This window comes from Frankia sp. CeD, from assembly GCF_000732115.1.
Classification (GTDB): domain Bacteria; phylum Actinomycetota; class Actinomycetes; order Frankiales; family Frankiaceae; genus Frankia; species Frankia casuarinae.
In genome coordinates, this window is sequence record NZ_JPGU01000011.1 from 12725 (window position 1) to 26922 (window position 14198).

Here is a 14198-nt window from a genome sequence, read left to right on the forward strand (position 1 = left end):
CACANCNCCGCNGGGTGNCCCCGCCTGCCGCCCGACCCGCCGGTGACCTTGCCGGACGACCGGAAGGACCGCACCTCGCGGGCGAGCGGGCGCTCGACCAGGACGCCGCCGCGCAGCACGATGACGGGCTCGGTCAGCGCGGCCAGCAGGGTCGCCCGCGTTCCGCTGCTCATCCCGAGAGCGCCCATGACGAGGTAGCCGACGTCGAGGCGGCGGGCTTCGCCGCCGGCCGCCTGCAGGGCCAGTGCTCCGGCGAGGTTGCCGGGGACGAAGTCGAAGCCGGCGCCGGGGATCAACGCCGCCCCGGACGCCGCCGCTCGCGGGCCGACCTCGGTGAAGACGTGCCGCAGGAANGCGCCCTCCCCGGAACAGTCCAGGTAGTGCGCGCCGACCGCGGCCGCCGCCGCCACGACCGGTCGCCCGAACCGGCGGAACGGGCCCACCGTGGAGACGAGCACGTCCCCGGTGCCGAGCCCGAGCAGGCGGGCCAGCGACGCGCCGTCGGCCGCGTCAACCACGTCGGCCGCGTCAACCACGTCGGCCGCGTCAGCCACGGTGGTCTCCAGGCCGTCGTAGGCGGCGGCGAGGGCACGGACCCTGGTCTCCGTGCGGCCGGCGAGGACAGGTCGGTGCCCGGCAGCCACGAGTTCCGCGGTCACCAGCCGGCCGGTGTAACCGGTCGCGCCGAACACTACGATACGGGCCGTCATGGGTCCCGACGTTATGCCCATCTGTCGAAGGTGGCCCTTGAGACGTTACTTTGGCACGTAGGGGCCTGCACACCCCACAATGATGCGCACCCGTCCGAGGAGGCGCGTGTGCGTAAGGTACTGGTTGCAAATCGTAGCGAGATCGCCGTCCGTGTTTTCCGAGCCGCTCAGGAACTGGGCCTGCGCANGGTGGCGGTCTACACGCCCGAAGACGTTTCCGCGCTGCACCGGACAAAGGCGTCCGAGGCCTACGAGATCGGTGGCCCCGGGCACCCGGTGCGCGGATACCTGGACATCGATGCCCTGCTCACCGTGGCCAAGCAGGCGGAGGCCGACGCGCTGCACCCCGGCTACGGCTTCCTGTCGGAGTCGGCGGTGCTCGCCGATGCGTGCGCCACCGCCGGCGTCACCTTCGTCGGACCGCCCCCGGCGGTCCTGCGGCTGACCGGAGACAAGGTCGCCGCCCGGGACGCCGCGCTGGCCGCCGGGCTGCCGGTGCTGCGCGCCTCGGTGCCGCTGCCGGAGGGCGCCGGGGCGCTCGCCGCCGCCGAGGAGGTCGGCTTCCCGCTGTTCGTCAAGGCCTCCGCCGGTGGTGGGGGGCGCGGCCTGCGGCGGGTGGAACGCCCCGCCGACCTCGCCGACGCGGTGGCGAGCGCGTCCCGGGAGGCCGCCGCCGCCTTCGGGGACGGCACGATCTTCCTGGAGCAGGCGGTGGACCGGCCGCGCCACATCGAGGTCCAGATCCTGGCCGACGCCTACGGCAACATCATCCATCTGTACGAGCGGGACTGCTCGGTGCAGCGCCGGCACCAGAAGGTCGTGGAGATCGCCCCGGCGCCGCAGCTCGACGAGGCGGTCCGGGCGAGCATCTGCGCCGACGCGGTGCGGTTCGCCCGGCATGTCGGCTATGTCAATGCGGGCACGGTCGAGTTTCTTCTCGGCGCCGACGACCGGTACACGTTCATGGAGATGAATCCCCGGATCCAGGTCGAGCACACGGTCACCGAGGAGGTCACCGGGGTTGATCTGGTCGCGGCGCAGCTGCGGATCGCTGATGGGGAGAGCCTGGCCGGCCTCAACCTCACCCAGGAGCAGATCGTCCTGCGCAGCACCGCCATCCAGTGCCGGGTCACCACCGAGGATCCCTCGGATGGCTTCCGGCCCGACATCGGGACGATCAGCTTCTACCAGTCACCCGGCGGTCCGGGGGTGCGCCTCGACGGCGCCACGTACCCGGGGGCCGAAGTCAGCCCGTACTTCGACTCGTTGCTGGTGAAGCTGACGACCCGGGGTAACACGCTGGAGAAGGCGGCGCGGCGCGCCCGGCGGGCGCTGAACGAGTTCCGGGTCCGCGGGGTGCGCACGAACATCGACTTCCTGGTGCGGCTCCTCGCTGACCCCGGCTTCCTCGCCGGCGGGGTGAGCACGTCGTTCATCGATGAACGGCCGGAGCTGCTCGCTCCCGGCAAGGGGGCGGACCCGACCAGCCGGCTGCTGGCTCGCCTCGCCGAGAGCACGGTGAACGGATTCCCGCGCCCGGCGGTCGCCCTGACCGACCCCCGGGAGTTGCTGCCGCCCGCGCCCGCGCAGGTGGCGGCGTCCGGCGGCACGGCGTCCGGCGGCACGCAGCCGCCGGCGGGATCCCGGCAGCTGCTGACGGAGCTCGGGCCGGCGGGCTGGGCGGCGTGGCTGCGCGCCCAGGAGGCGCTGGCCGTCACCGACACCACCCTGCGTGACGCCCACCAGTCGCTGCTGGCCACGAGGCTGCGCAGCTTCGACATCCTGGCGGCCGCCCCGTCGTACGCCGCGCTGACGCCGAACCTGCTGAGCCTGGAGGCCTGGGGCGGGGCGACCTACGATGTCGCGCTGCGCTTTCTCGCGGAGGATCCGTGGGAGCGGCTCGCCNCGCNGCGCCNGGCCGCGCCGAACATCTGCCTGCAGATGCTGCTGCGGGGGCGCAACGCGGTCGGGTACACCCCCTACCCGGACGACGTCGTCCGGGCGTTCGTCGCCGAGGCCGCGGCGACCGGCGTCGACATCTTCCGGATCTTCGATGCGCTGAACGACATCGAGCAGATGCGCCCGGCGATCGAGGCGGTGCTCGGTACCGGGGCGATCGCCGAAGGGACGCTCTGCTACACCGGTGACCTCTCCGACCCGGCGGAGCGGATCTACACCCTCGACTACTACCTGCGCCTCGCCGAAGAGCTCGTCGAGACGGGTGTGCATGTGCTTGCCGTGAAGGACATGGCGGGACTGCTGCGCCCGGCGGCGGCGGCCACGCTGGTGACGGCCCTGCGGGAGCGTTTCGACCGGCCCGTCCACCTGCATACCCACGACACCGCGGGCGGCCAGCTCGCCACCCNGCTCGCGGCGTCCGCGGCCGGGGTGGACGCGGTGGACGCCGCCGCCGCGCCGATGTCCGGCGGCACCAGCCAGGTCAACATGTCCGCGCTGGTGGCGGCGACCGACCACACTCCCCGGGCGACCGGCATCGCGCTGTCCGCGCTGTCCGCGATGGAGCCGTACTGGGAGGCTGTGCGCGACCTCTACGCCCCGTTCGAGGCGGGGCTGCGGGCCCCGACCGGGGCCGTGTACCGGCACGAGATTCCCGGCNGCCAGCTGACGAACCTGCGTCAGCAGGCGATCGCGCTGGGNCTGGGGGNCCGGTGGGCCGAGGTCACCGAGTGCTACGCGATCGCCAACGAGCTGCTCGGCAAGCCCATCAAGGTGACGCCGACCAGCAAGGTCGTCGGTGACCTGGCTCTGTTCATCGCCGGCGGATCCGTCGACGTGGACCGGTTGCGTGCGCATCCCGAGGAGTTCGACCTGCCGGCCAGCGTGCTCGGCTATCTCGCGGGTGAACTCGGCACGCCGCCGGCAGGCTTCGCCGAACCGTTCCGGGAACGGGCGCTGGCCGGGCGCCGTCCGTCGCCGCCGTCCGTCGACCTCGACGCGGCGGACGCCGACGAGCTCTCCTTCCCGGGGGCCCGGCGGGTGGCCCTGTCCAGGCTGCTCTTCCCCGGCCCGTGGAAGGACTATCTGCGGGCGGTGGACGCCTACGGGGACTCCTCCGTGGTCCCGACCGACGGCTTTTTGTACGGGCTGCGGCCTGGCGTTCCGCTCACCGTCACCCTGGAGCCCGGGGTAGAGATCATCGTGGAGCTGGAGACGCTCTCCGAACCGGACGACTCCGCGATGCGCACCCTGTACCTGCGGGTCAACGGCCAGCCCCGGCCGGTGCGGGTCCGGGACGCGTCCATCACGGCCACCACCACGGCGGCCCGTCGGGCGGACGCCGCCGATCCGAACCAGGTGGGCGCCGGGCTGCCGGGCATCGTCACGTTCAGCGTCGCGGTGGGCGACACGGTGACGAAGGGCCAGCGGCTGGCGGTGGTGGAGGCGATGAAGATGGAGGCCGCGGTGACCAGCCCGGTGGGCGGGACCGTCGTGGAGCTCGTCCGCTCCAGCGGCGACTCCGTCGAGGTCGGCGACCTGCTGCTTACTCTGCGTTCCTGATCTCGCCGGTCGGGGCCCGCCTCCGCGGGGGTGTCGTGGCCGGGGGCATCCCGGCCACGTTCCTCGCCTCCCGGTCCGGGCGGAAAACCCAGGCGCGTAGCAGAAGGAACCGGATGACCGTGGAGGCCAGGTTCGCCAGCACCAGCACGGAGAGTTCGAGGCCGCGGCCGGGGTTCGTGCTCGCCGCGTGCAGGAGCGCGAGCGAACCGCTGGTCAGGCCGAGGCCGACGGCGAACACCACCAGGCCCTGCAGATGGTGGCGACCGGCGCGCCGCGGACCGGTGAGACCGAAGGTCAGCCGCCGGTTCGCCGCGGTGTTCGCGACCGCCGTGAGAAGCAGCGACAGCAGGTTCGCGATCTGCGCCCCGGTGACTGTCCGCAGCAGGACGAAGAGCACCAGATAGGACAGCGTGCTGGCGACCCCGATCGCGGCGAATCGCAGGAGCTGACCGGCGAGTCCCTTCGGTACCCCCGGGACCTCGACGACCTTGCCCTCCTCGGCGTGGCCGGCGGTGAGCGGACCTCGGCCGAACTCCTGGTGCAGCTTGGCGAGCGGCAGCTTTCCGCTGCCGAACGCCCGCAAGAGGCGGACCACACCCTTCAGGTCGGCGATGGCCGTGGCGAGGACGTCGACGCGGCTGTCCGGATCATCGATCCAGTCGACCGGGACCTCGTGGATGCGCATCCCGGCCCGTTCGGCCAGGACGAGCAGTTCGGTGTCGAAGAACCAGCCGCTATCCTCCACCAGGGGTAGCAGGCCCGCCGCGGCGTCGGCGCGGATCGCCTTGAAGCCGCACTGCGCGTCGGAGAACCGGGCCGCCAGGGTCCTGCGGAGGATCAGGTTGTAGCAGCGGGAGATCACCTCCCGGCGCGGTCCCCGCACGACCCGGGAGGCGGGGGAGAGCCGGGTGCCGATAGCGAGATCCGAGTGGCCGCTGATGAGCGGAGCCACCAGGGGCAGCAGCGCGGCGAGGTCGGTCGACAGGTCGACGTCCATGTAGGCGAGGACCGGTGCGGGCGAGAGGCCCCAGGCCGCCCGCAGTGCCCGGCCGCGGCCCTTGGCCTCGAGGTGGATCGCGGCGACCTCGGGGAGCTCCTTCTCCAACGCCTGGGCGATGGCCAGGGTGCCGTCGGTGCTGGCGTTGTCGGCGATCGTGATCTGAAAGGGGTACGGGAACGTCCCGGTCAGGTGGGCGTACAGCCGTCGGACGCAGGGGGCGAGGTCGTTCTCCTCGTTGTACACGGGGATGACGACGTCCAGCACCGGGCGCGGACGGCCGCCGTCCGGCCCGAGCCACCCGGGCTGATGATGTTGAACGGGAATGCTCTCTCCGGTGCTCCCGGTCGTCTCGAAGGTCCCGGTCATCACGGTCATCCCGGAGATCACGGTCGTCCCGGAGGTCTCGGTCGTCCCGGAGATCACGGTCGTCGAGGAAGGCATCCGTGTCATCGTCATGCTCTCCACCCTCGGTTCGGGAGCTGTGCCGCTCGTGTGCCGATGCTGTGCGCCTGCTGTGAGCGCCGGCCGGGCTGAGGACCGTCTCGGTGGTTGTGGTTGTGGTGCGGAGCGGATTGGAACCATAACTGTGAGGCATCGCGTCGGTGAGGCATCGCGCCAACGCGGTGACGCCCACCAGGAGGATCGCGACGGCGATCGCGGCATCCTGGTGGGCGTCGCGTTCACCCGTGGCCCACGGGCTGGACGCCCGTCCGCGTCAGGCCACCGCAGCGTCAGGCAGTGACGCCGGTGCCCGTCGTGGAGCCGGTGGTGGCGCCGGTCNTCGGTGCGGTCAGGTCGTAGAGGGTCACGCCGTCNACCGTCTTCGAGGTGAAGTTCTCCGTCACCCAGCTGGAGATCTCCCGTGAGGACGAGCTACCGCCGTTGGCCTGACCGAAGCCGCCGCCGCCGCCGATGAAGTAGTGGATCTTTCCTTCGGCGACGTACTGCTTGAACTGCGCCAGGGTGGGCGAGGGGTCGCTCCCGTTGAACCCGCCGACCGGCATGACCGGGTCCTGGGTCGCGAGCTGGTATCCGGCCGCGCTGTTCGAACCGACCGCGGCGGCGACCCAGGTGTAGGAGTCCGCGTTCTGCCTGAGCAGCTTCACGATCGTGTTGCTGGGAGTGACGGCGCTGAGTAGACCGCCTGGGCCACCGCCCCGGCTCTCCCGCCCGCCGAGGATCCCGTTCCCCGGCGTGGTGGTTCCGGTCCCGGCACCACCACCGGCCTGGCCGGGCATGCCGCCCTGGCCGCCGGGCATCTGCTGCCCACCGCCGGGGAAGGCCCTGCCGGGGAAGATTCCACCACCCTGTGGGCCGCCCTGTGCCCCGCGGCCCATCCCCCGCGGCGGGAAGCCCCGCTGACGGCCGGCCTGCAGGCCGCCCTGGCCCATGCGGAAGAAGCGGCCNCCNCCCGGCCCGCCGAAGCCGGCGCCGGCGGGACCCGCCGCCGGGATCGAGCCGGTGTGCGGGGTCGCCGCGGTGGCGATGGCATACGAGCCGGGTCCGAGGAGCCCGGCGACCAGCGCCACGGTGGCGACACCGAGCGCGGCCCGCCGCGGCAGTCGGATGGCCGCGAGGAACCCGAGCGCCGCGATGATCCCGGCGACGAGCACGGCGTACCGGATCCATGGATGCCACTGGGGGGTGCGGTTCAACAGGGTGTAGCACCAGGCGGCGGTGGCGGCCATCGTGGCAGCCGAGACCACGGCGGCGGCGGGATGCCGGCGATGACGCCAGAGCAGCGCGCAGCCCATCCCCACCAGGGCACCGACCGCCGGGGCGAGCGCCACCGTGTAGTAGGCGTGGAAGATGCCCTTCATCTGGCTGAAGACGATGCCGGTGACGAGCAGCCAGCCGCCCCAGAGAAGGAAGGCGGCGCGGGCGCGGTTCGTCCGCGGGGCGCGCCGGGTGATCCACAGGCCGGCGACGAGCAGGATCAGTGCCGTCGGGAGCAGCCAGGAGATCTGACCGCCGACTTCCGAGCCGAACATGCGGGTCCAACCGGCCTGGCCCCACATGCCGCCCCCGCGGCCGCCCGGACCCCCGGGGCCGAAGATGACCGTGCCGCCGCCGGGAGCGGCGCCTGCCGCGCCGTTCCCGATGGATTCCGGCAGGCCGCCCATCCGGCCGCCCCGGCCACCGCCAACGCTGCCGGTCTCGTTGCCGGTAAGTCGGCCGAGTCCGTTGTAGCCGAGGGTGAGCTCCAGCAGGCTGTTGTGCTGTGAACCCCCGATGTAGGGGCGGGAGGACGCCGGAACGAGCTCCACGATCGCGATGAAGAGGCCGGCGGGGATCAGCAGTCCGAGCCCCGCGGCCAGGGNCTGCCGGACGCGCCGCCAGAACGAGGTCGGCGCGGTCACCAGGTACACCAGCGCGAAGACGGGGACGACGAGCAGTGCCTGCAGCAGCTTCGTCAGGAAGGCGAAGCTGACCAGGACCCCGGCGAACACCAGCCAGCGGGTGCTCGCCTGCTCGATCGCCCGCAACGTCGCGTAGGCCGCGGCGACCAGGAGCAGCACGAGCAGGGCGTCCGGGTTGTTGAACCGGAACATCAGGGCCGCGACCGGGGTCAGGGCCAGCACCGCGCCGGCGAGCAGGCCCGCACCGGCGGAGAACTGCCGCCGCACGGTCTGGTAAAGCAGGCCGACGGTGGCGACACCCATCAGCGCCTGGGGCACGAGGATGCTCCAGGCGCTGAGGCCGAAGATCCGGACGGACAGCGCCATGACCCACAGGGAGGCCGGCGGCTTGTCGACCGTGATTGAGTTGGCGGCGTCCGAGGAACCGTAGAAGAACGCCTTCCAGCTCACCGAGCCGGCCTGGACCGCGGCCGAGTAGAACGCGTTCGCCCACCCCGACGCGCCGAGGCCCCACAGGTAGAGCACACCCGTGCCCACCAGCAGGGTGACCAGTGCAGGTCGGACCCAGCGGGCGTCCTCGGCGGATACGTCTTCGGCGGATACGAGGCCACCGGAGCCGCCGACCGGGAGCCCGGTCTCGGTGGGGGCGTCGGGGGAGGGCACGTGGTGGGGCTGGTCCCTGGTCCACGGCATGCGCCGCCGATGTCCAGGGGCCCGACCGCCTCCGGAGAGGGGCACCGGGTCGGTGAGTATGGGCGACATGGGGATCACTGTCGACCGCGGACCTTTCGGCTTCTTGTGATCTACCTGTGCGCAGGCTGTGAAGCTCGGTCGGGGTGCGTCGGGCCGGTCAGGCGGNCAGGCTCGGACGGGACCGTCTCCGAGGGGGGGAGGCATCGGGGCAGCTCGACCATGAAGGCGGTGCGTCCCGGCTCGCTCGTGGCCCGCACGTGCCCGTGATGTGCCTCGACGACGGCGGCGACGATGGCGAGCCCCAGCCCGGTGCTACCGGCGGCGCGGGACCGCGAGCTGTCGCCGCGCGCGAAGCGTTGGAAGACCTCGGGGAGCAGATCCGGAGGGATGCCCGGGCCGTCGTCCACGACCGCGAGGATCGCCGTGGGGCCGCTCACGGTCAGGCTCGCCGTGACCTGGGTGCCAGGCGGCGTGTGGGTGCGGGCGTTGGCCAGCAGGTTCGCGAGAACCTGGTGCAGGCGGGCCGGGNCCCCGGNGACCGTGACCGGCTCCTCGGGCAGGTCGAGAGCGAAGCGGTGGCCCGGGGCAGCCACGTGCGCGTCGTTGACCGCGTTGACGATCAGCCGGGAGACGTCCACCGGTTCCCGGACCAGGTCCCGACCGGAGTCGAGCCGGGCGAGCAGCAGCAGGTCGGAGACCAGCGCCGTCATCCGCGCGCTTTCGGACTCGACCCGGCTCATCGCGTAGGTGACGTCCGCGGGGACGTGCTCGCGGGTCCGGCGGGTCAGCTCGGCGTACCCGCTGATCGCCGCGAGCGGAGTGCGCAGTTCGTGGCTGACGTCGGCGAGGAACTGGCGCATCCGCATCTCGCTCGCGTGGCGGGCGGCCAGCGCGGCACCGATGTGGCCGAGCATCCGGTTGAGCGCCGCCCCGACCTGGCCGACCTCTGTGCGCGGGTCGGTGTCTACCTGCGGCACCCGCACCGACAGGGCCACCTCNCCCCGGTCGAGGGGTAGCTCGGCGACCCGGGAGGCCGTCGCTGCGACCCGCCGCAGCGGTCGCAGCGTGACGCGGACGATCGCCGTGCCGGCGATCGCGGCGGCCGCGACCCCCACCAGCGCCACCACCCCAGCGATCATTGTCATCCTGGTGAGGGTCGCGTTCACCTGTTTCATCGGCAGCCCGGTGACGACGATCATATCGTCATGGGTGGTCCTCGCGAGGAGCCGATAGTCACCCTGATCGCCGAACGCCCGGGTATACGGCCGCAGGTAGGCGGGAATGCCCGCGACGACGGCGGTCTCGGCGGTGGTCAGCTCCTTCCCCTCGCCGGCGGTATCGATGAAGGCCCCGTAGGTTCCATCCTCGCCCACGACGGCTCCCAGCGTTCCCGGATCGACCGGTCCACGGAAGAACCGGCGGACCCGCAGCTGCTGCGGGCTGAGGCTGGACGGCTGGTCGGCGGCAGCGGAGTCGGCGGCAGCGGTGGCAGCGGAGTCGGTGGCAGCGGAGTCGGTGGCAGCGGAGTCGGCGGCAGCGGTGGCAGCGGAGTCGGCGGCGGCCGGGGCCGGGAGGGCCGGCAGGGCCGGGAAGGACGGGAGGTTCTGGAGAAAGGTGGGTTCCGGCCGGTCCCATCGCCCGCTGGCCTCCCGCAGCCGCCTGTCGAGCTGGTCGACGAGGACTCCTCGCAGCGCGACGGCGGTGACGAACACGATCACCAGCGAGACGGTCGCCAGCAGGAGCATCAGTAGGGCGAGCAGCCGGGTGCGCAGTGACCAGCGCGAGGGCGCGACCGGCACGATCCGGACCCGGTGAGCCGGGGAGCTCATGCCGGGCCCGGCGAGGTGCCCCTCGATGACGGGGTGGCGGAGGTCCTCGGTGCCAGCGCCGGATCGGCCGGCCGCAGGACGTACCCGGCCCCGCGCATCGTGTGGATCATCGGGGGGCGGCCGGCGTCGATCTTCTTGCGCAGGTACGAGACGTAGAGCTCGACGACGTTCGCCTGGCCGCCGAAGTCGTAGTTCCAGACCCGGTCGAGGATCTGGGCCTTGCTGAGCACCCGGCGTGGGTTGCGCATGAAGAAGCGCAGCAGCTCGAACTCGGTGGCGGTGAGGTGCACCGGCTGGCCGGCGCGCTGCACCTCCCGGCTCTCCTCGTCCATCGTGAGATCGCCGACGACGAGCCGGGCGCCCTGCAACGCCTCGGTGGTGCGCGCGGCGCGGCGCATCAGTCCGCGCAGCCGCGCGACGAGCTCCTCGAGACTGAACGGCTTCGTGACGTAGTCGTCGCCGCCGGCGGTGAGCCCCGCCACCCGGTCCTCGACGGCGTCCCGGGCGGTCAGAAACAGCACCGGTACGTCCGGGCTCTCCGCCCGCAGGCGCCGAAGCACCTCCAAGCCGTCCATGTCGGGCAGCATGATATCGAGAACCACCGCGTCCGGCCGGAAGTCGCGGGCGAGCCGCAGCGCTCCGCGACCATCCGCGGCGCTGCGCACTTCCCACCCCTCGTAGCGCAGCGCCATCGACAGCAGCTCCGCCAGTGTTGTCTCGTCGTCCACCACGAGGACCCGCACCGGTTGCATGGTGTCAGCTTCGCCTCCTTGGCTGGCTGTTACCTGAGGTCTTGCTGTGAGCCTGCTGTGAATGCCGGGTCTGTGAATGCCCGGCGGGGCCGCGGAATCGTAGGCGTGCCACTCGCCGCGATGTCCATCGACGAGACGACCGGGACCCCCTCGAATGGCAGCCTCTCCCGGGGTGGCGGGCCCGACGGCTTGGATGGGATGGACACCACGCTCGATCAAGTATTGCACCACATTTTGCCAAGATTTTATCTTGGTGAGACCAATGAGGGCGAGAGTAGTGAGGGATGGGTGAATCTCAACGAGATCACGATGTGATCTGTCGTCGGGTTGACCGTCGGAGTATCCCCCTTCAGGGGGTTCACCTGCGCAAACTGGGTAGGTGCACAGCATGGCTCGCCACAGTCGTCCTCGGTCCGCCGTCCGCGGTAACCGTCCCCGTATCGTGCGCCGGGTGGTACTGCCCACCGCAACTCTGGTCACCGCGGGAGTCGTGACCGTGGGTACGGCGTTTGCCTGTTCCAGGTCGTCCTCAGTGGCGTCGGTTCCCGGGGAAACCAGCCGCGTCGTCGCTGCCGTGGCTCGCGGCGCCGGCACCTTCCCGCCGTNGGCCGGGGATGCGGACGCGATTGCCGAGGCGGTCCGGACGAGCTCGTTCACCNCGAATGTTCCGCCGCAGAACTACGAGGTCACCGGAACCACCCTGGCCGCCAGCGACCCGAGCTGGGCACTGACCGAGCTGCGCCCGACCGTGGCCGATCTCGACCGGGCCGAGGGTGTACTGCATCACACGGGCTCCGGGTGGGAACTGGTCCAGCTCGGTACCTACGAGGTCGGGTGTGGCGTCGCGCCCGAGGCGGTGCTGGACGACCTCGGCCTGCAGTGCCCGCCACGGGACGGCGCGGTCTTTCCGACCTGATCTCCGGGAGTTCCGGGATCTCCGGGAGTTCCGGGATCTCCGGGCGGCGGCTGTGCCTGCCGGGACGGCCGGAGCGTCAGGGGGTGTAGATGATGTCCCAGAGCCGAGCGGTCATGTCGGTACTGGTGGTGGCGAGCAGGAGGCCGTAGGGGGCGAACGCGCAGCTCATCACCGTGCTGCTGTGCCCGGTGAGGGTGGCGATCGCGGACCCGGTCGCGACGTCCCACAGTTGCGCGGTGTCGTCGGTGCTCGCCGTCGCCAGCAGGTGGCCGTCCGGGGAGAAGGCGNAGCTCTGCGCCGAACCCGGCAGAGTGAGCACGGTGGTGCCGCTGGAGGCGTCGGTGAGCCGGGTGCCCTCGTTGCCGCTCGTCGCGAGCAGCCGGCCGTCGGGGGAGAAGGCGCATCCGCCGGCGAAGTTCGTGTGCCCCGGCAGGCTCATGATGATCTCGCCAACCGTGACGTCCCACAGCAGGGTGGACTCCGCGCCGGCGGTGACCAGCAGCCGGCCGTCGGGGGAGAAGGCGCAGCCGTAGACCGAGCCGCGATGGCCGTTGAGGGTGGCAAGGTTTTTCCCGGTCGACGAACCCCACAGCCGGACGGTGCGGTCGGTACTGGTCGTGGCGAGCAGGCTGCCGTCCGGGGAGAAGGCGCAGCCGTACACGGGTCCCCGGTGCCCGGTCAGGGTCACCGTCTGGCGGGCGGCGTCAACGTCCCAGATGCGGGCCGTCTTGTCGCTGCCGGTGGTGGCGAGCAGCTTGCCGTCCGAGGAAAAGGCGCAGCCGTGCACGACCAGGCTCTTGCGTCCGCTGAGTGTGACCGACGTTCGGCCGGTGGCGACGTCCCACAGCCGGGTGCCGTCCTTGCTGGTGGTGGCGAGCAGCTTGCCGTCCGGGGAGAAGGCCGCCGAGGTGACGTCGCGTTCGTGTCCCTTGAGGGTGGCCCGCGCGGTGACCTCGACGTGGTGGGACGGGCGGCTGCTGCGCTCGAAGCCGCGCAGGTCCGCCGGCACCGCCGACCCCATCGGCACCGGCCCGGACGGAAGTGTGGTCGCCAACCAGTCGGCGTCGCGGACCGGAGTGCCGGGTGCCGCGTGGGTGTGGATGAGGCTACCCGGCGCCTCGGCGGCCAGGTCGAACAGGGAACCGTCGGTGAGGCGGACCCGCGCCAGCACGGCGCTCGCGTCGAAGCGCTCCCCGGGCTCGACGAGCCAGCGCACCATCGTCGCCCGCCCGCCGGGGATGTCCCAGCGAGCCGGTTGCAGGACCGGATTCGGGCGCGCCGCGGTGGTCCGGCGGGTGGAGACCGAGCTTGCCCAGGCGGCGGCGCCGAGCACCACGGCGAGCTCGGGATCGGCGGGGAGGTAGATCTGCTGCCCCGGCCAGTCGGTGCCGACCCCGAGCCGACCTTCGAGGATGTCGGTGACGACCGGGATCCGGGAGCTGCCACCGACGAGGAGCACCCCACTCAGCTTGTCCGGTCCGTAACCGGAGGACTTCAGCAAGTGCTGGCAGCAGGCCATCGTGCGGGCCAGGATGGGGGAGGCGAGCTGGGCGAACCGGTCACGCTGCATGCTGACCAGCAGGCCGGCCGGGCTGAAAACATCCTCCACCACGGCGATGTCGGAGAGTTGATGTTTCACTGCCCGGGCGAAGTCGAGCAGCTCGTGGCGGGTCCGGTTGGCCGTGGTCTGGAACGTCTCGCCGATCCCGGGCGGATTCAGTAGCGGTTCCAGCCCCGGCCCGTACAACCCCAGGATCTCGTCGAACAGAATCTGGTCGAGTTCGCGGCCGCCGCAGTCGTGCAGAGCCGAGTGGGAGAGCATCTCGTGCCGGCCGTCCTCACCGACCGCGACCAGCGCCCCCTCGAACGTCCCGCCGCCCAGGTCGTACACGAGCATGAGCGAGCCGGGCTCGGGCGCGACGCCGACCACCGGCGACCAGGCCGCCGCGACCGGCTCGGCGAGCAGGTCCACGTCGACGAACCCGGCGGCCTCCGCTGCGGCGATCATCGTCCGGCGCAGCGGGCCGGCGGGATCGTAGCTCGCCGGTATCGTGACGACGGCCCGCGACAGCGCCGCACCACCGAGCTGCTGTTCGGCCTCGGCCTTCAGCGCGGACAGCACCGCGGTCACCAGCACGTGCGCCGGATAGCTGCGGCCGTCGAGTGACACGGCGCTGTCCCGGGCCAGATCGCGCTTGACCTCGCCGCGGTACGCCGCGGGCCAGATCCGCTTGCGCCGCTCGGCGAGCGTGCCGACGATCAGGCTGCCGCCATCCACGAAGACCGACGCGGGCCAGCTCGCCGAGCCGCTCGCGGGCTCCTTCACCGGTTCGATGCGACCGTCGACGGCCAAGGCGGCCGAGGCACTGCAGGTGCCGTAGTCGATGGCGAGGATCGGCTCGCCCACAGCACCCCCTGT

Annotated in this window: 8 protein-coding genes and 1 pseudogene (1 of these 9 cut by a window edge); 3 read left to right on the top strand and 6 right to left on the bottom strand. The window is 72.0% G+C overall.

All coding sequences use genetic code 11. The features are described 5' to 3' along the window. Positions 1-710, bottom strand: a pseudogene (locus CED_RS09045) (saccharopine dehydrogenase NADP-binding domain-containing protein) (it extends 457 nt beyond the left edge of the window). A 108-nt stretch (positions 711-818) separates the two neighbouring features. On the opposite strand from CED_RS09045, the gene CED_RS09050 reads away from it, so the two are divergent. Next, positions 819-4229 carry a pyruvate carboxylase gene (locus CED_RS09050; protein WP_035909830.1) on the top strand — a complete coding sequence of 1137 codons (3411 nt, stop codon included), beginning with the start codon at positions 819-821 and terminating at the stop codon, positions 4227-4229. On the opposite strand, the gene CED_RS09055 is transcribed toward CED_RS09050, so the two are convergent. The 4 genes from CED_RS09055 to CED_RS09070 form a co-directional block, all read right to left on the bottom strand. Then, positions 4213-5595, bottom strand: coding sequence for a bifunctional glycosyltransferase family 2/GtrA family protein (locus tag CED_RS09055; protein ID WP_011434783.1), 1383 nt, complete (start codon positions 5593-5595; stop codon positions 4213-4215). The genes CED_RS09050 and CED_RS09055 overlap by 17 nt on opposite strands. Positions 5596-5960: 365 nt before the next feature. Continuing rightward, the gene (locus tag CED_RS09060) at positions 5961-8351 is read right to left on the bottom strand and encodes a glycosyltransferase family 39 protein (RefSeq protein ID WP_035909832.1); all 2391 of its coding nucleotides are present in this window, start codon (positions 8349-8351) and stop codon (positions 5961-5963) included. A 41-nt stretch (positions 8352-8392) separates the two neighbouring features. Continuing rightward, positions 8393-10111, bottom strand: a complete 1719-nt coding sequence (locus CED_RS09065) for a cell wall metabolism sensor histidine kinase WalK (protein ID WP_051868735.1) — start codon at positions 10109-10111, stop codon at positions 8393-8395. Next, a complete protein-coding gene (locus tag CED_RS09070) occupies positions 10108-10863 on the bottom strand; it encodes a response regulator transcription factor (RefSeq protein ID WP_023840873.1) in 756 nt (251 codons plus the stop codon). Before CED_RS09070 ends, CED_RS09065 begins: the two co-directional genes overlap by 4 nt. A 120-nt stretch (positions 10864-10983) precedes the next feature. On the opposite strand from CED_RS09070, the gene CED_RS24675 reads away from it, so the two are divergent. Both CED_RS24675 and CED_RS09080 read left to right on the top strand, forming a co-directional pair. Then, entirely contained in the window at positions 10984-11178 is a 195-nt protein-coding gene (locus CED_RS24675) for a hypothetical protein (RefSeq protein ID WP_139140053.1), read from the top strand. A gap of 73 nt (positions 11179-11251) precedes the next feature. Further along, positions 11252-11779, top strand: a complete 528-nt coding sequence (locus CED_RS09080; protein WP_235186976.1) for a hypothetical protein — start codon at positions 11252-11254, stop codon at positions 11777-11779. Between the two features lie 76 nt (positions 11780-11855). On the opposite strand, the gene CED_RS09085 is transcribed toward CED_RS09080, so the two are convergent. Next, on the bottom strand, positions 11856-14186 hold the full coding sequence (locus CED_RS09085) for an Hsp70 family protein (RefSeq protein ID WP_035909836.1): 2331 nt from the start codon (positions 14184-14186) through the stop codon (positions 11856-11858). Between the last annotated feature and the right edge of the window lie 12 nt (positions 14187-14198).

Bases quoted from the DNA above. Each gene is read 5' to 3' on its own strand.
- CED_RS09055 (WP_011434783.1), bottom strand. From the start codon at position 5,595: ATGACCGGGACCTTCGAGACGACCGGGAGCACCGGAGAGAGCATTCCC.
- CED_RS09070 (WP_023840873.1), bottom strand. From the start codon at position 10,863: ATGCAACCGGTGCGGGTCCTCGTGGTGGACGACGAGACAACACTGGCG.
- CED_RS24675 (WP_139140053.1), top strand. From the start codon at position 10,984: ATGTCCATCGACGAGACGACCGGGACCCCCTCGAATGGCAGCCTCTCC.